Below are 17,178 nucleotides of genomic sequence, written 5' to 3'. Positions count from 1 at the left end.
CACCACGCCAGCGCGCATCGGCCCCGGCAATTCCCGTATGGGGACAAGTCGCAGACTCACGCCCTAGGGCGCTATCCAGCCCATCGTATCCTGCTTCGGATCGTAGGATTCCGCCTTCCAGCGCACCGAACCGAACGGCCGCTCCAACTGCCGCCGCACACGCGTGCCCGCACCGCGGCGATGGAAGGCATCGGCGGCCCGCTGAATGTCCAGATCGGCCTCCGTGAAGCGATCGCGCAGGCGCAGGTAATCACCCCAGGTCGGGCAATGATAGCGCTCGGTCCAGAGCGAGGGATTGGCGATGTCGCGCGCGATGGACCAGGCGAAGCCGCCGTTGCGCTTGCGCATGGACTGCATCTTCATCATCGCCGCGTAGAACTCGCGCGCCTGTTCGGGATCGACGTCGTAATCGACCTCGATCACCACCGGGCCAGATCGCAAGGTCAGCGCCATGCCGACTTCGGGCTCATGCCCCAGCGGCATTTCGGACGTGCCGCTCGTCCCGTCGCGAGCGATCGGCAGAATGAAGCCAAGCAGCGCCGTCGCCGCCACCGCAATGCCTGACGCCAACAAGGCGTGCGCCACCCCGGTCTGCTGCGCCACCTGCCCCCATACCCACGCACCGATGCCGATCCCCGCCGTGATCGCGGAAGAAAACAGCGAAAGCGCCCGCGCCGTCACCCAGCGCGGGGCCGAAAGCTGCACGGTGACGTTGAGCATGGCAATGGTCAGGATGTTGCAGGCGCCGACCACCAGGAAGGCCGCGCAAGTCAGCACCAGTTCGTTGCTGAAGCCGATCACCGCCAGCGCCACGCCGGTGCCGATCGCGAAGATCCGCACGGCCAGTTCGGTGGAAATCGCCTCGCGAATGCGGCTGACGAACAATGCGCCGGCCACCGCGCCCACGCCCTGCGCGCCCAGCAACAGGCCATACGTCGCCGCATTGCCGTGCAGCAGGTCACGCGCGATCAGCGGAGCAAGCGCCGAAGCGGTCGCCGTGGAAAGCCCGAAGGTCAGCACCCGCAGCAAAGCGGTGCGGATCGCCGGAGCATGGAGCGCATAGCGTGCCCCGCCCAGCATGGCCCGGTCCATCCGCTCCGGCGGCAGGCGCGAAGGCACATGACGCCGCTGCCACAGGAAAAAGGCGAACAGCAGCGGCAGATAGAGCAGCGCCGTCATCCCGAAGACCACGCGCACTCCATAAAGCACGACGATCAGGCCGCCCAATGCCGGCCCGAAACTGCGCGCGACGTTATAGCTGATCGTGCCCAGCGCCACGGCGGCAGGCAAATGCTCGCGCGATACCTGCTCGGGGATCGAAGCCTGCCATGACGGCGAATAGAGCGCCACACCCGCACCGATCAGCGCGCAGAACAGCAACAGCAGCCACGGCGTGATCAGGCCGAGGAAAGCGATCGTCGCCAGCGTCGCCGCGCAGACCGCGCTGAAGGCAAGCCCGGTCATGGCGATGCGGCGGCGGTCGAACATGTCGGCAATGGCACCGGCGGGCAGCGTCACCACCATCAGCGGCAGCATCATCGCGCTCTGCACCAGCGCGACCATTTCGGCCGAATTGGTCAGCCGCGTCATTTCCCATGCGGCGCCAACGCCCAGGAAAAGCTGGCCGAAGTTGGAAAACAGGCTTGCCGTCCAGATCCGGCGGAATGTTCCTTCCCGCAAAGGCGCGAAGGCGCCGCCCCCGGTTGTCGCCTGTTGCGACGCTTCTTCGTGGCCGCTGGCCGGCACGCATTTCCCCTTCGTCCTGTCCCTCTCCCTTGATGTGTCTCCCGCGCTGCCAGCGTCAAGCACGGGCTGCGCCGCCGTCACGATCTATTGTTTCACCTGCAAAGATTGACGGGGTGAACATAAGCCACCATATACTTTCAAATGAAAGCAATCGCCGCTGCGATAGGACACCCCCCTCCAATTGCAATTCCCCCGACCTGCCAGCATGACCTCGGCAAACGGCGCCACATATCGCGCGCCCGTCTGGGAAATTGAGGAGATCCGATCGTGACCGAAGCCTGGATCATCGACACTGTCCGCACGCCGCGCAGCATCGGCAAGATGGGCAAGGGCGCGCTCTCGCAGATGCACCCCGAGCATTTGTCCGCCACCGTGCTGGCCGCGATCAAGGAGCGCAATGCACTTGATACCGCGGATGTAGACGATGTGATCTGGGGTGTTTCGGCGGCACTGGGCCTGCAAGGCGGCGACATCGGCCGCATGGCCGCGCTGGATGCCGGTTACGATGCGAAGGCGGGCGGCGTCACGCTCAACCGTTTCTGCGGGTCGAGCATCACCGCCACCAATCTTGCCGCCGCCATGATCATGTCCGGCATGTCCGACCTGATGGTCGCGGGCGGCATGGACATGCTCTCCTACGCCAATGCCTATGGCATGAAGATGCGTGAGGCCGGGCTCGGCAGCGCCGGCATGGGCGCGGGCAACCCCCGCCTTCAGGCAAAGCACCCGCAGACCAACCAGGGCGTTGCCGCCGACGCGATTGCCGCGATGGAAGGCATCACGCGCGAGGAACTGGAAGCCTTCGGCGTCGAAAGCCAGCGCCGCGCCGCCGTCGCCATGGCGGAAGGCCGTTTCGACAAGTCCACCATCGTCGTGAAGGACGATGCGGGCAACGTGATCCTCGATCACGAGGAATACCCCCGTCCGGACACCACCGCCGAAGGCCTTGCGCAACTGAAGCCCGCTTTCGAGATGTTCTACAACATGCCCTCCGCCCCCGGCGGCAAGACTTACGTGGAACTGATCAATCAGGTCTATCCGGATCTGGACGTGAAGCCGATCCACCACGTGGGCATTTCCTCGGGCGTGGTCGACGGCGCTTCGGCGATCCTGCTCGCGTCCAAGGACTATGCCGAAAAGCACGGTCTGAAGCCGCGCGCGCGCATCGTCGCCATGGCCGAAACCGGCGACTGCCCGACACTGATGCTGAACGGCCCCGTCCCGGCGGCGAAGAAAGTGCTCGCCAAGGCTGGCCTCACCAAGGACCAGATCGACGTCTGGGAAGTGAACGAGGCTTTCGCCGTCGTCGTCGAAAAGCTGATCCGCGATCTCGATCTTGACCGCGCGAAGGTGAACCCCAATGGAGGCTCGATCGCGCTGGGCCATCCGATCGGCGCGACCGGCGCGATCCTGATCGGCACCGCGCTGGACGAACTGGAACGCACCGGCGGGCGCTATGGCCTGATCACCATGTGCGCGGCGGGCGGCATGGCCCCTGCCGTGATCATCGAACGAATTTGAAGCATTAGAAGGAGATATGTGTTGGCCACCGAGGCGGAAGAGAAACTGAGCGGGAAATTCGGCGACGTCCTCAATGACAAGGACGAAAGCCCCCGCCGCCAGGTGAGCCTGCGCATGACGGTGATCGCGCGCCTTCAGCGCAACAATTTCGATCGCCTCGTCTCCGAACTCAACGTCACGCGCTCGCAATGGGCGATGATCGCGGTGGTGGCGCGCTATCCGGGTTCGACCCAGCGCACCATCGCCGAATACCTCGAAATGTCGGAAGCCTCGGCAGGCCGACTGATCGACCGGCTCTGCGCCGACAATCTGCTCGAACGCCGCGATCGGCGCGACGACCGGCGTGCACGGTCGGTCTTCCTCACCGACGCCGCGCGCCCCCTGCTCGACAAGCTGGGCCACATCGCCGGCGAAGCGGAAGCCCGCATGTTCCACGGCTTCTCGGACGCAGAAGTGGAGCAGATGCGCGACTATCTCAGCCGCATCTACGACAACGTCAGTCGGGGGTAATAAGGGCGGGGCTGAAAAGGGCGGGCTTCGGCCCCGCACTTTTGCCTCCCCTACCCTTTCGTCACTGGAACGGTCAGCGCGGCACAAACGAAGAAGGGCGGCACCGAAGTGCCGCCCTTTTCTTGTTTCCAGAACTGGCCGGAAGCTTACTTCGCCGAAGCGAGGTCCTTCTTGGTCAGCGAAGTGGTCAGCTTGCCCTGCGCGTCGGTCAGGCTGGTGGCCGGAACGGTGATCAGGCGGCCGTTAAGGATCACCTGCGGGTTGCCGTCGGCAGCAACGCGGTAGATCGGGGCAATGCGGGTGCCGTTGGCGGCATAGAGCATCTTGCCGGCGGTCAGGTCGACGGGAGCGGCAGCTTCCTCGGTGACGGCGCGAACCGACTGGTTGGTTTCGGCGAAGGCAGCCGGAACGACGGCGAAAGAGGCGATCGAAGCGACGGCGGCAAGGGCAACAAACTTCTTCATGGGTAACTCTCCGAGTGCTTGAGGCGGGTCCATCCCCGCTATTTACTCACCTAGGTTAGTAATTACCTGCCTAGGTGTCAATTGCGATTGCCGCAACTGCACAAACTTTTTTCGCAACCATCGCTCCCGCGCGGTTTCACGGCCCGCCATGCCTATCGCAGCGCAGCATGCAAAGATCGCACCAGCGAATCCGGCTGATGATCGTCGCCACGATGGCGGTGGTGTTGCTCCCAAACACCTTTGCGCGCACATCGAAGGCAACCGGTGCGATCGGCGAAAACCCGCCTCTCGTGCCCCGAACCGATACGATAAAACGCAAGAATAATTGGGGACTGTCAGATGCCGACAAAGGTCATGCAGGGCGTGCGCGTCCTCGAAGTGGCACAGTTCACGTTCACGCCCGCAGCCGGTGCAATTCTGGCCGACTGGGGCGCGGACGTTATCAAGATCGAACACCCCGTGCGCGGCGATACGCAGCGCGGCTTCCTCAACATGGGCGGCGTGAAGCTGGATCCGCTGCGCCAGACCCTGTTCGAACACCCCAACCGCGGCAAGCGCAGCGTGGGCATCGACCTTTCGACCACCGAAGGGCAGGAACTGCTCTACGAACTGGCCAAGCAGTGCGACGTGTTCCTCACCAACTACCTGCCGCAAGTGCGCCAGAAGAACCGTTTCGACGTGGAGCACATCCGCGCCGCCAATCCGAACATCATCTATGCACGCGGCAGCGCTTGGGGCAACAAGGGCCCCGAACGTGAAAAGGGCGGTTTCGACGGCACCGCGTTCTGGTCACGCAGCGGCATCGCCGATTGCATGACCCCGCCCGAACTGCCCGGCCCGCTCTCGCAGGGCATGCCCGCCTTCGGCGATTCGATCGGCGGCATGTTCATCGCCGGCGGCATTTCCGCCGCCCTCTTCCACCGTGAGAAGACCGGCGAAGCGGCCGAACTCGACGTCTCGCTGATGAGCACGGCCGCCTGGGCCTCCGGCGCCAACATCGCGCAGGCCGTGGAAACCGGGGTGATCACCAAGAACTCGATGCCCAGCTCCGGCGGCGGCGCCAAGAACCCGTTCATGGGCAATTTCTGGACCTCTGACGGGCGAACCATCAATCTCTGCATGGTCAGCCCCACCGGCCTGATTCGCGACACTTTCGAACATGTCGGCCGCCCCGAAGCCGCGGACGATCCGCGTTTCCAGGATGTGCTGAGCCTTATCGAGCATTCGCAGGCCGCCAGCGAGATCCTGGTCGAAGCCTTCGCCGAAAAGCCCTTCGCCTACTGGCGGGAGCACTTGAAGACTCTGAAGGGCCAGTGGGCGCCGATCCTCAACCTGCTGGAACTGGCCGAAGACGAACAGGCGCTGGCGAACGACATGCTGATCGAAGTGGAAGCGGCCGATGGTGGCGCTCCGCTCAAGCTGGTGCGCGGCCCGGTGCAGTTCAACGGCGAACCGCTGGAAACCACCCGCTCGCCGCAAGCGTCCGAGCATACCGAGATCGTCCTGATGGAACTCGGCGTGGAGTGGGACAAGATCGAAGAACTCAAGGCCAAGGGCGCAATCGCCTGAACAGCTTGCCGAAATCAGAATACGAGGAATTGGGAAAATGAAGCCTGGAACCCGTCTCAAGAGCGCCGCCTGCGACACCGAAGTCATGGTGATCCGCTGCGCCGACGGCACGATCGAATGCGGCGGCGCCCCGATGGGCGAGGCCAAGCCTGCCGAAGCCGCCCCGCTCGCCGCCGACTTCTCGGCCGGTACGCTGATGGGCAAGCGCTATGTCGACAGCGACGGCAAGTACGAACTGCTTTGCGTGAAGCCCGGCAAGGGTTCGCTTTCGGTCGATGGCGTCGCGCTCGTCATCAAGGACGCCAAGCCCCTGCCCGCTTCGGACTGAACGCACATGAACATCGCGCTTCTTCTCGAAATGGCGGCCGAGGCCGCGCCCGATCGCGTGGCGCTGGTCTGCGACGGGCGCCGCTGGACGTATGGTGACCTGCTCGACGCCGCGCGCGGCGCATTCGGATTGATCCGCCAGAGCGAGGTCGACTACGTCGCGCTGCTCGACGAGAGCAGCGAGGCAGCGGTGATCGCAGTATTCGGCGCAGCGCTGGCGGGCGTGCCCTATTGCCCGCTCAACTACCGCCTGCCCGATGCCGATCTGGCCGCCCTGCTCGGCCGCGTCGCACCGGCGCTGGTGATCGGCGACGAGGAGCGCATCGTCAGGCTCGCGGCCGACCAGGGCCACACGGTGTTCTCGCGCGAGGAATTTGTGCTGAAGGCGCAGGAAACCGTGCCCGAAGATGATGCGCGGGAATACGATCCGGGTGAAGGCGTCGCCATCCAGCTCTTCACCAGCGGCACCACCGCCGCGCCGAAGGCGGCGATCCTGCGCCATTCCAACCTGCTGGGCTACATTCTCGGCACCGTGGAGTTCGGTTCGGCCGATGAGGCGGACGCCGCGCTGGTCGTGGTGCCGCCCTATCATATCGCCGGCATCTCGGCCCTGCTCTCCTCGATCTATTCGCTGCGCAAGATCGTCATGCTGCCCAGCTTCTCGCCCGAGGGCTGGTTGACGCTGGTGCAGAGCGAAACGGTCACCAATGCTTTCGTGGTGCCGACCATGCTGGCGCGCATCATCGATGCCATGGAAAAAGGCGCAAGCGGAGACGTTTCCTCGCTGCGCGCCGTGGCCTATGGCGGCGGCAAGATGCCGATCGAGGTGATTCAGAAAGCGCTTGAACGCTTCCCCCTCGCGGGCTTCACCAATGCCTACGGGCTTACCGAAACCAGTTCGACCGTGGCCCTGCTCGGCCCCGAGGATCACCGCGAGGCACTGGCCTCGTCCGATCCGAAGGTCCGCGCCCGCCTCACCTCGCTCGGCAAGCCGATCCCGACGGTGGAGATCGAGATTCGCGGCGAAAATGGCGAAGTTCTGCCGCTTGGCGAACCCGGCGAGATCTACGTGCGCGGCGAGCAGGTCTCGGGCGAGTACAAGGAAAAGAGCGCGCTCGACGCCGAGGGCTGGTTCCCGACCCGCGATGCCGGTTTCATGGACGAAGACGGCTATCTGTTCCTTTCCGGCCGTGCGGACGATGTGATCGTGCGCGGGGGTGAGAACATGTCGCCCGGTGAGATCGAGGACGTGCTGCTCACCCACCCAGCCATCGCCGATGCCTGCGCTTGCGCGATCCCCTCGATCGAATGGGGCGAGACGGTCGGCGTCGCCATCGTCACCCGCGAAGGGCACGATCATCCGTGCGAAACCGAGTTGAAGGACCTTGTCCGCACCCGCCTGCGCTCCTCGCGCGTGCCGGAGAAAGTCGTGTTCGTCGCCGAACTGCCCTACAACGAAATGGGCAAGCTGCTGCGGCGCAAGGTCAAGGAAGTCCTTGCGGACTAATGCCGAATCCCACGGCCCGGCGATCCCTCTGGCGCGCTGGGCCGACCGGCAACTGGAAGCGCTTGCCCGCGATTTCGGGTTGCCGCGCCTTTCCGGCGCCACCCTGCTGGGCGAGCGCGCCGCGCATGGCGCATACCGGATTGCCGGGCGCGTCTCGGCCGGTCTGGGCGGCAGTCGCCTTATGCCGACGCGCGATGGCAACTGGTTCGCCCTTACGCTGATCCGTGAGATCGACCGGGAATTGCTGCCGGCGCTGTTCGGTGATGCCGATCTCGACATCCATAGCACAGACGCCATCGCCGCAGCCGTGCTGCGCAGCGACGGCGCCTCCTTGCTGGCAACGGGCCGCCTGCTGGGCCTTCCCGTCGCCGTGCTGGACGAAGTGCCGGCCTCTCCGCCGATCGAGGTAATCGCGCGCGGGCCGCACCGTGAACGGGCCTCAACGCACCGTTCCCTGGTGGTGGACATGTCCGCCATCTGGGCCGGACCACTGGCCGGACACCTTCTCTGGCAGGCCGGGATTGAAGTGGTGAAAGTCGAAAGTCGCACACGGCCCGACCTGATCCGGCGCGACGATCCGGCGACCTTCGACCTGATCAACGAGGGCAAGGCCAACGTGCTGGTGGACTTCGCCAGCGACAGCGAAAAGGCTCGTCTGCTGGACCTGATCCGCCGCGCCGATGTCGTCATCGAAAGCTCACGCCCGCGCGCGCTGCGCCATCTGGGCATCGATGCGCAGGCGCTGGTGCGGGAGGTTCCCGGCCTAGTCTGGCTTTCCGTCACCGGGCACGGTGCGCGGGGCGACGCGGCGAACTGGGTGGGCATCGGCAACGATTGCGGCGTGGCGGGCGGCCTTTCCCGCGCGCTGGCGGACGTGACCGGGGAGCCGGGCTATGTCGGCGATGCCATTGCCGATCCGCTCACCGGGATAACCGGCGCGCGCGAAGTCCTGAAAGCCTTGCGCAGCGGCGAAGCCCAGCGCATCGGTCTATCCATGAGCGCAATCACCGCCATGGCCCTGCACGAAGAACGCACTTTCGACGCGGCCTTGCTCGAAGCCGAACTGCGCGACTGGGGCGCCGCAATCGGCCGCCGCTTTCCGGCACTGGAACGCCGCCGGATGACCGCGCCCGTCAGCCCCATCGGCGCGGATACCGCGCGCTATCTGCCGGAACTTGCCCGGTGCTGATCCGCGCGGCGGAGATTTACGGCCATGGTCTGGCTGACCTGCGCATCGCCGGCCCGCGCATTGCCGCCATCGGCCAGCTCACCTCGCTTCCTGACGAGACCGTTATCGATGCCGGAGGCGGTGCATTGCTGCCCGGCCTGCACGATCATCACATCCATCTCGCCGCGCTGGCGGTGCGCGCGGCCTCGATCGATTGCGGGCCGCCTGCCATCAGCAGTGGCCACGATCTGGCGCTCGCCCTCTCCCGTCCGGGTCAGGGCTGGTTGCGCGGTTTCGGCCTCTGCGAAAGCGTGCTCGACGGGGACTTGCCCAGCCTCGCCACGCTTGACCGGATGGCGCCGCATCGCCCCATCCGGTTGCAACATCGCACCGGCCGCATGTGGCTGTTCAACAGCGCGGCGCTGGACGAACTGCTGGCCGAAAATACGCCTCCGCCCGGGCTCGAACGCGTCAGCGGGCGGCTCACCGGCCGCCTTTTCGATGAAGACGCGTGGTTGCAGGCCGCGCTTGCCAGCACGCCGCCCGACTTTGCGGCGGTGAGCGACGCACTCGCCCGCCACGGCATCACCGGCGTAACGGACGTGTCGCCGCGCAACGATGCCGTCATCGCGCGGCATTTCGCCTCGCAATCCGATCGCGGGCATCTTCGCCAGAATGCGATTCTGGCGGGACAGCTTTCGCTGGCCGATGCCGCGCAACAGGGTTGGCGACTGGGCCCGGCGAAACTGCATCTGCATGAAGCCGCCCTGCCCGATTTCGACACGACCTGCGAATGGATCGCCAAGGCCCATGCGCAGGGCCGCGGGGTCGCGGTCCATTGCGTGACCGAGGTCGAACTGGTGTTTACGCTCGCGCTCTTCGAATCGGCCGGAGCGCTCACGGGCGACCGCATCGAACATGCATCGATAGTGCCGCGGGAACTCGCCGCGCGCATGGCATCGCTGGGCCTGTGGGCATGCGTTCAACCGCATTTCGTCCAGGAAAGCGGCGATCGCTATCTTCGCGATGTCGATCCGCATCACCACCGCGACCTCTACCGGCTGCGTACCCTGCAGGATGCCGGCATCCCCCTCGCCGGCGGCAGCGACGCGCCGTATGGCGGGACCGATCCGTGGCGAGCGATGAAGGCCGCCGTGCTGCGCAGCACCGGCAGTGGGGTGTCGTTCAACCCCGGGGAAGCGCTTTCGCCCGAACAGGCGCTTGCCCTGTTCCTTGCCGATCCGCTCGATCTGTCCCACCAGCGTCGGATCGCAGTGGGCGATGCCGCCGATCTCTGCCTGCTCGATCGGCCATGGGCAGAAGCGCGTACCCGGCTGAACTCCGCCGACGTGCGCGCCACGCTCGTCTCAGGGCAATGCGTCCACCAGCGCATCGACGAGGCCCCAATCGAGCGCCTCCCGCGCGCCAAGGCGACGGCCTGACAGCACCATCAGCAGGGTTCGCTGGCGCCCGATCCGGCGACTCAGTGAGATGCAACCGCCTGCGCCCGGCAGTATTCCCATGGCCAGTTCGGGCAGCTGAAACCACGTGCGCGGTGTGGCGATCGTTCGCGCGGCGAAGGCCGCCAGTTCCAACCCCGCGCCGATGCAGGCGCCGTCTATCCACGCTTCCAGACGATCACGGCACAATGCCGCCTCGCGCGCGGGCAGCGTAAGACAGCGGATGCGATGGGCTTCGGCCGGATCGACAGTGGTGCCGAATTCCGACAGTTCCGCCCCCAGACTGAACGCCTTGCCCTCTGCCCGCAGCACCACGCGCCGGATGCTCGTATCGATATTGGCGAGTGCGAATGCCTCGTGCAGCGCGTCCCGCATGGGCCGGTCTATCGCATTACCGGCGGAGGGCCTGTCCAATGTGACCGTCAGACACGCCTCGTCACGAAACAATCTGACATGGCCGGGCGACTCACCAGGTCCGGTTTTGCGCGCGGCAATCCAACGGCGGTGCGACTCGCTGCCCTGCAGCGCCGCATAGGCCAGCGACTCGACCGTCAGCGCATGGTCGATCGGCAGGGTCGGGACCGTGCGCAGCACATGCGTCACCACGGCAGCGGCGTGCGGTTGCGCAATCGCTGCCTGTGCCACCTGCGCAGCATCGAAGCGTGGCTCCAGAACGGCATCGAGTAGCGTTGCCAGCGGGTGATCGCGAGGGCCAATCCCGATCACCGGACAGACCGGCAGCCGCAAATGCGGCGGATCGTCCGACTCGCGCGCAAGGTCCACGAAGGCGATCGGCGCGAGTCTCGCAGCTTCGGCCAGATCGGCTGCGGGAAAGGTCAGGTCTTCCGGCCGCATCTTCCTGTAATTCTCTCCAGATCAGCCACTTGGCCCCTTTCCCGAAGCATGGCCGGGCGACGCCGGATTGACCAGCCCGACCCGCGAAAATCACATTTTATCGCTGAACACCTGGTCAAAAATCGCGGAATTTCGCGATATTTCCGCCTGCGGCAAAACAACGCAACTTATCGTCAGTGCGAAGCCTATTGCAGGCCACCAAAAGCAATGATAACCAAGCTTAGCAAAAAACGAGTCAGGCTCAGTTTTTAAGAGACCCGACTCGGGAGAGAAGTGAGTTCATCACACCACACTTGAGGGAGGAGAGACCTCATGCCTGGAAAGACCACGTCATCGAACAAGGCCAAGATCGCACGCCGCGTGATCGAAGTGCTCGAATATTTCGACGATGCGCACCGCGAAGCGACGGTCATGGACATCGTTCGCCGCTATAACCGCCCGCAGTCGAGCACATCCGAACTGCTGTCGAGCCTCGTCGAACTCGGCCTGCTCCACAAGGATCCCTATTCGCGTGCTTACAGCCTCACCCCGCGGGCCGCACTGATCGGCACCTCAGGCCAGCCCGAGCTGGTGCGCGACGGCCGCGTCGTGCGCCTGATGGACCGCCTTGTCGCCCAGACCGGGCTTTCGGTTGCGCTTCATGCGATGGTCGGGCTGGACGTCCAGATCGTCAACTGGCGCCATGGCCCCCGCGCCCTTGCCGCCACGCGTGAGCTTTCGGGCGGCATCAAGGAGCCCCTGGCACAAAGCGCCGCCGGCTGGCTGATGCTCTCGACCGTTGCCCGCCAGCGCTGCGAAGGCATGGTGCGCCGCCTCAATGCCGAAGCCGATGAACTGAACAAGTTCACCTTCGGCGACATGATGGCCCGCGTCGATGCCTGCCGCGATCCGCGCTATGTATTCGGCCCCGCCGGTTTCGGCAGCGGCGCCGAGGCGCTCTGCGGTCTCGTCCCCCGTCAGCCCGAAGGCCACCCGCTCGTCATCAGCCTGATCTACGGCAAGGACGACAAGGTGAACCCCGAAGCGCTGCTCCAGTCGCTCAGCGACGCGATGCGCAAGTGCCTGCCCGATCCGGCCCAGTTCGCCGAACCGGAACAGCTGCCGCACGCCGCCTGATCCGCTGGAGCGGTTGATCCGATTGCATCGGATCAACCGCTCCAGATCTTTAATTTTACGCGTTTTCCTAGTCATCAAGTGATCCCACCTGATTTGAAAACGCTCGGTATCCTGAACGGGTCGCACACCGTTACGGTAAGGGCCCCGCGAGAACACTCGCGGGGCCCTTTTCGTTTGGAGCGAAAACCGGTCAGGCTTCCTGCTTCCGCATCCGCGCCGTGCGATCGGTATCTTCGTGGCGCATGAACATCTTCATGATGTCCCCCGAAGTGACGGGGCGGGTTTCGTGCTCTTCCACCGGGCGTTCGCCGGCCGAGGACTTGGGGCTGGTATCGACACCTTCCGCCTTCGCCCGCTCCCGCAGCGCGCCAACGGTAAGCTGCTCGCGCGTGTAGTGCTGGAACGGATCGAAGCGGAACCAACGCATCGCATTCCGATGCGTGATCTTGTCGATCTGCTCCTCGGTCAGGTGGTTGATCGAGGGCCAGAGATGCTCAGGCACTTCCGGCCAGAGCGTGTCGGAATGCGGATAATCGCATTCATAGGCGATATTGTCCTCACCGATGAACTGGATGTTCTGAAGGCCGAAGGCATCGTCGATGAAGCAGTTGAGGAAGTGCCGCTTGAACATCTCGCTGGGCTTCATCTTCTGGAAGCGCGAGTTGGTCCAGGCCTTGTGCCGCCAGTTCGAGAAGTCCGCCCGCTCCGTGAAGTAGGGCACCCAACCGATCGAACCTTCCGAAAGCGCGATGCGCATGTCCGGATACTGGTGCAGCGCCTCAAGCTGAAGCCAGTCCGACGCGGCATAGGCGATCGACATCGGCATCGTCGAAATCCACGCCTCGATCGGCGTTTCCATCGATGCATGGGGCGCCGGATTGCCGCCACCAATGTGGATGCAGATCGTCATGTCGAGATCGTTGATCGCCTTGTAGAACGGATCCCAGTAGGCGTTGTGGATGCTCGGCAGGCCCTGGCAGGTGGGGTTCTCGCTGATCGAGACGGTGTGGCAGCCTTTGGCCGAGACTCGCTTCAGCTCAGCAATCGTCGCGTCCATGTCCCACGTCGGCAGGATCGCGCAGGGGATGAAACGGCCCGGATAGGCGCCGCACCACTCATCGATATGCCAATCGTTATAGGCGCTTACGTGCACTTTCGCGAGTTCGCGATCGGGCACGCGGTGAAGGCGGCCACCGGCGAAATCGAACACCGAACCGAAGTTCAGCGACGACGCGATGCCATTGACGTCCATGTCCTTGATACGCTCATGCACATCGTAGCAACCGGCGCGCAGCTGATCGAGCGAGGTCGGCTCCATGCCGTATTCCTCGAAAGGCCGGCCGACCACGGCGTTGAGCCCTACCGAGGGGAACTTCTGCCCCTGATAGACCCACAGATCCTTGCCATTCTCATCCTGAATCAGCTTCGGCGCGGATTCCAGAGCCGCGCCGGAAAGGTGGTTCTTGAACAGATCGGGCGGCTCGCTGATGTGATCGTCCACGCTGATCAGCACCATGTCGTTCATCTGCATAACGGCACTCCCAAAGTTGCCGGGCCGGATCGGTCCCCGGCGGGCGCATCTTTCCGGCGCCTTGGGAGGGGAAGCTACGCCCACCCTCCCCCACCGGCCAGCGCGAACGATCCGGGCATGGAGCTATCGCGCCCGCGATTGCGTGCCCGCACCGATTGAATGGGGCGGCGAGGTATGATGAGGACAGGGAAACGTCACAAGAAAAAGCCCCGGGGATAGCCTGAAACATGAACTTCGACCTCACCGATGAGCAGTCCATGATGCGCGACACTTTCGCGCGCTTCCTCGATGAAAATTCGAGCATGGCCCGCGTGCGCAAGGCGCAGGAAACCGGCGGTTTCGACCCCGCCCTGTGGACCGGCCTTGCCGAACTGGGCGCCTTTTCGATGCGCGTGCCAGAGGACGCAGACGGCATGGGCCTTGGCCTGTTCGATGCCGGCCTGCTGATGGAAGAAGCCGGCCGCACGCTCGCCTCCGGCCCGCTGGCCGAAGCACTAGTGGCAACGCGCCTGCTCGGCCTGCTGGGCGGTCAGGATGACCTGCTGGCAAATGCCATTGGTGGCGAGGCAGTCGTCACGATCGCCATGCAGGACATTGCCGAATTCCCCAGGCAGTGGGTCGCCGGCGGTCTGTTTGCCGAAGCCGTGGTCGCGCGCAAGGGCGGCGATGTCGTGCTGATCACTGTTCCCGCCGAAGCGCGGATTGCGGAACCGACCCTTGCCACCACGGCTATCGCGGAACTCGATCTCTCCGCCCTGCCGACGACCGTTCTGGGCAGCGGCGAAGACGCGCTTGCTGCTTTTGCCGCCGGACTTGAGGAATGGAAGATCCTGATGGCGCTGGCGCTGTCCGGCCTCAGCCGCGCGGCGCTGACGATGGCAGCGGAATATGCGGGTGAGCGCAAGGCGTTCGGCGTGTTCATCGGCACGTTCCAGGCACTTTCGCACCCCATGGCAGACCTGATCTGCGAGATCGATTCCGCTAAGTTCCTGGCATGGCAGGCCATGCGCTCGATCGCCGATGGCGAAGCGGCGGCCGGTGCGCAGGTTTCGCTTTCGGCATGGTACGCCGCCGGCGCTGCGGGCCGCACCGTGCGCCACGCCGTGCAGACCTTCGGCGGCATCGGCCTCACCACCGAGCATGACGTTCACCTCTATAACCTGCGCGCCAAGGCTTGGCCGCTGGTCGCGGGCGATCCCGAGGATTGGCTGGCCGAGGCAGGCCGTCGCCTTTACGCGGGCGAGAAGGCCAGCCTTCCCGATGTGGGCGAAGTTCCGGTCGAGTTCGATCTGGGCGAGGATGCGCGCGCCATCCAGCAGGAAATCCGCAAATTCTTCGCCAAGAACGTCACCGACGAACAGCGCGAGAAGTTCCATTTCTCGTGGGAAGGCCACAACCCTGTCATTCACAAGCAGCTGGTCGAGGCGAACCTTGCCTATCTCCAGCTTCCCAAGGATGTCGGCGGGCGCGGCCTCAGCCCCTACGCCGTCACCGGCGCACGCTATGCTTTCGAGGAAGAAGGCTGGAGCAATCCGGTCGCCGGTGTTTCGCAGATGGTCGCCCTGATCATGCACCGCTTCGGCACCGAGGAACTGAAGCGCGACGTGCTCTCCAAGGTAATGGCGGGTGAGGCGATCTGCTCACTCGGCTATTCGGAACCCGGATGCGGATCGGATGTCTTCGCCGCGCAGTGCAAGGCCACCCAGCTTGAGGACGGGTCCTGGCGGATCGACGGCACCAAGATGTGGACCAGCGGCGCCAACCTTACCGACTATGTGCTGATGCTCTGCCGTACCGATCCGGATGCGCCCAAGCACAAGGGCCTGACGATGTTCATCGTGCCGCTGAAGGCCGAAGGCGTCACCGTGCAGGGCGTCCACACGTTCATGGACGAGCGCACCAACATCACCTTCTACGACAATGTGCGCATCCCCGACACCTGGCGCCTGGGTGAGATCAACGCCGGCGGCCGGACCATGGCGGCCAGCCTCGAACTGGAACACGGCGGCGGCTTTGCGAAAGTGCAGCGCGCGATGCTGGAGAACGCGGTCGAACTCTGCGAGGAAATCCCCGTGGCCGGCGGCGGCAAGCTGATCGAAACGGCCAAGGCTCAGGCGCGGCTGGCGCGTACTTACGCCAATGTGCTCGCCTCCGAACTGATTGCCTATCGCGCCAACTGGACACAGGTCCACGGCAAGGGCAACGGCGCTTATGGCCCGATGGCGAAGATGTTCTCCTCCGAACTGTTCATCACCGATTCCCGCGATCTTCTGGACCTGACGGCGCCCTACTCGCTGGCCAAGCGCAAGGGGGCGGCCGACGCCATCAACCTCGCCTATCGCCATGCGCACGGGACGACCATTTACGGCGGCACCAGCCAGGTGCACCGTTCGATGATCGCCGAAAAGGGCCTCGGCCTGCCGCGTTCACGCAATTGATTCTGGGGGATACAATGACCGAAGAAGCACCCCACCTGCTCACCGAAGACGTGGACGGCATCCTGATCGCCACGCTCAACCGGCCCGACAAGCTCAACGCGATCAGCCGGCAGATGATGGATCTGCTGACGCAGGCCGTGCTACGCTTTCGCGAGACGCCCGAACTGAAGGTCATGCTGATCCGATCGGCCGGGCGTTACTTCAGCTCCGGCGCGGACCTGCGCGGCGGGAACCAGAACATCATCTCGCCCACCGCCACCAGCGGCAGCGCACGCGGCATTCGCGAGAACCACCGCCTCAATCTCAACAACATGCAGCAGCTGTGGGACGAGATCGAACATATCGAGAAGCCGTTCGTCGTCGCCCACCATGCCATGTGCGTGGGCGGCGGACTGGAGATGAGCCTCTCCTGCGATTTCCGCCTGGCCGCCAAGAGCGCGTCCTACGCCTTCCCCGAAGGTCTGTTCGGCGTGCTGCCGGCATCGGGCGGCGTCTCGCGCCTGACGCGCATCTGCGGGCCGCACTGGGCGCGCTGGCTGATCATGGCGAACAAGCCTGCCCCGGCCGACATGGCATTCACCATGGGTCTGGTCCATCAGGTCTATGAGGACGAGACGTTCGAGGCGGATGTCATGGAATTCTGCCGCCATCTGACCAGGCAGAACCCGGAGCAGATGGGCGCGGCCAAAGTCGCCATCGAACTCAGCGCCGAAGTGGGCCGCGACAGCGCCCGCCACATCGAGCGCATGGCCAACAGCGCGCTGATGCTCAACCCGGACTACATCCGCGGCATGGAAGAGTATCTGAAGGGCGTGGGCGGCAAGAAGAAGTAGGGGCGGGCCGGGGGGTCCCTCCGCTCAGTTCAGCCGCCACAACAATCAACACTCGTCGCCCCCGCGAAGGCGGGGGCCCCGCTTCCTTCGCGCCACGCCAGAAGAACAAGCGGGATCCCCGCCTTCGCGGGGA

General features: G+C 64.8%; 15 protein-coding genes. 11 read left to right on the top strand and 4 right to left on the bottom strand.

Annotated features, from left to right (window positions below):
- Positions 1-63: 63 nt before the first annotated feature.
- Positions 64-1,746 (bottom strand): MFS transporter, encoded by a 1,683-nt coding sequence (locus ACZ1JV_RS17475; protein ID WP_465149827.1) that lies wholly within the window; start codon positions 1,744-1,746, stop codon positions 64-66.
- Between the two features lie 267 nt (positions 1,747-2,013).
- Between ACZ1JV_RS17475 and ACZ1JV_RS17470 the strand changes: the two genes are divergently transcribed.
- Positions 2,014-3,267, top strand: a complete 1,254-nt coding sequence (locus ACZ1JV_RS17470) for an acetyl-CoA C-acetyltransferase (protein ID WP_465149826.1) — start codon at positions 2,014-2,016, stop codon at positions 3,265-3,267.
- A gap of 21 nt (positions 3,268-3,288) precedes the next feature.
- Entirely contained in the window at positions 3,289-3,777 is a 489-nt protein-coding gene (locus ACZ1JV_RS17465) for a MarR family winged helix-turn-helix transcriptional regulator (RefSeq protein WP_465138366.1), read from the top strand.
- A 146-nt stretch (positions 3,778-3,923) separates the two neighbouring features.
- On the opposite strand, the gene ACZ1JV_RS17460 is transcribed toward ACZ1JV_RS17465, so the two are convergent.
- Positions 3,924-4,241, bottom strand: coding sequence for a hypothetical protein (locus ACZ1JV_RS17460; RefSeq protein ID WP_465138365.1), 318 nt, complete (start codon positions 4,239-4,241; stop codon positions 3,924-3,926).
- 339 nt (positions 4,242-4,580) lie between these two features.
- On the opposite strand from ACZ1JV_RS17460, the gene ACZ1JV_RS17455 reads away from it, so the two are divergent.
- The 5 genes from ACZ1JV_RS17455 to ACZ1JV_RS17435 are packed head-to-tail and all read left to right on the top strand — an operon-like array spanning position 4,581 to position 10,254.
- Entirely contained in the window at positions 4,581-5,810 is a 1,230-nt protein-coding gene (locus ACZ1JV_RS17455; protein ID WP_465149825.1) for a CaiB/BaiF CoA transferase family protein, read from the top strand.
- A gap of 37 nt (positions 5,811-5,847) precedes the next feature.
- Positions 5,848-6,138, top strand: coding sequence for a hypothetical protein (locus ACZ1JV_RS17450; RefSeq protein WP_465149824.1), 291 nt, complete (start codon positions 5,848-5,850; stop codon positions 6,136-6,138).
- Between the two features lie 6 nt (positions 6,139-6,144).
- The gene (locus ACZ1JV_RS17445; RefSeq protein ID WP_465149823.1) at positions 6,145-7,644 is read left to right on the top strand and encodes a class I adenylate-forming enzyme family protein; all 1,500 of its coding nucleotides are present in this window, start codon (positions 6,145-6,147) and stop codon (positions 7,642-7,644) included.
- Positions 7,634-8,833: a CoA transferase gene (locus tag ACZ1JV_RS17440; protein ID WP_465149822.1), complete on the top strand. Its 1,200-nt coding sequence runs from the start codon at positions 7,634-7,636 to the stop codon at positions 8,831-8,833. Before ACZ1JV_RS17445 ends, ACZ1JV_RS17440 begins: the two co-directional genes overlap by 11 nt.
- Positions 8,827-10,254, top strand: a complete 1,428-nt coding sequence (locus tag ACZ1JV_RS17435; protein ID WP_465149821.1) for an amidohydrolase family protein — start codon at positions 8,827-8,829, stop codon at positions 10,252-10,254. The genes ACZ1JV_RS17440 and ACZ1JV_RS17435 overlap by 7 nt, the downstream gene beginning before the upstream one ends.
- Here the strand turns inward: ACZ1JV_RS17435 and ACZ1JV_RS17430 are convergent.
- A complete protein-coding gene (locus ACZ1JV_RS17430) occupies positions 10,180-11,127 on the bottom strand; it encodes an enoyl-CoA hydratase/isomerase family protein (protein ID WP_465149820.1) in 948 nt (315 codons plus the stop codon). The two genes, ACZ1JV_RS17435 and ACZ1JV_RS17430, sit on opposite strands and share 75 nt — an antisense overlap.
- 67 nt (positions 11,128-11,194) lie before the next feature.
- Here ACZ1JV_RS17430 and ACZ1JV_RS17425 point away from each other — a divergent pair, with 67 nt between their 5' ends.
- Both ACZ1JV_RS17425 and ACZ1JV_RS17420 read left to right on the top strand, forming a co-directional pair.
- Complete coding sequence (locus ACZ1JV_RS17425; protein ID WP_465149819.1) at positions 11,195-11,338, top strand: hypothetical protein; 144 nt, start codon at positions 11,195-11,197, stop codon at positions 11,336-11,338.
- Between the two features lie 101 nt (positions 11,339-11,439).
- A complete protein-coding gene (locus ACZ1JV_RS17420) occupies positions 11,440-12,243 on the top strand; it encodes a helix-turn-helix domain-containing protein (RefSeq protein WP_465149818.1) in 804 nt (267 codons plus the stop codon).
- A gap of 190 nt (positions 12,244-12,433) precedes the next feature.
- On the opposite strand, the gene ACZ1JV_RS17415 is transcribed toward ACZ1JV_RS17420, so the two are convergent.
- Positions 12,434-13,774, bottom strand: a complete 1,341-nt coding sequence (locus ACZ1JV_RS17415; RefSeq protein WP_465149817.1) for an amidohydrolase family protein — start codon at positions 13,772-13,774, stop codon at positions 12,434-12,436.
- A 227-nt stretch (positions 13,775-14,001) separates the two neighbouring features.
- Between ACZ1JV_RS17415 and ACZ1JV_RS17410 the strand changes: the two genes are divergently transcribed.
- Both ACZ1JV_RS17410 and ACZ1JV_RS17405 read left to right on the top strand, forming a co-directional pair.
- Positions 14,002-16,212, top strand: a complete 2,211-nt coding sequence (locus ACZ1JV_RS17410; protein WP_465149816.1) for an acyl-CoA dehydrogenase family protein — start codon at positions 14,002-14,004, stop codon at positions 16,210-16,212.
- 14 nt (positions 16,213-16,226) lie between these two features.
- Positions 16,227-17,045: an enoyl-CoA hydratase/isomerase family protein gene (locus tag ACZ1JV_RS17405; RefSeq protein ID WP_465149815.1), complete on the top strand. Its 819-nt coding sequence runs from the start codon at positions 16,227-16,229 to the stop codon at positions 17,043-17,045.
- Positions 17,046-17,178 lie beyond the last annotated feature (133 nt).

This window comes from Novosphingobium sp. BL-S-19 (assembly GCF_055521675.1).
Note: the sequence above shows the minus strand (reverse complement) of the source record. Positions and strands in the feature narration are given on the sequence as shown.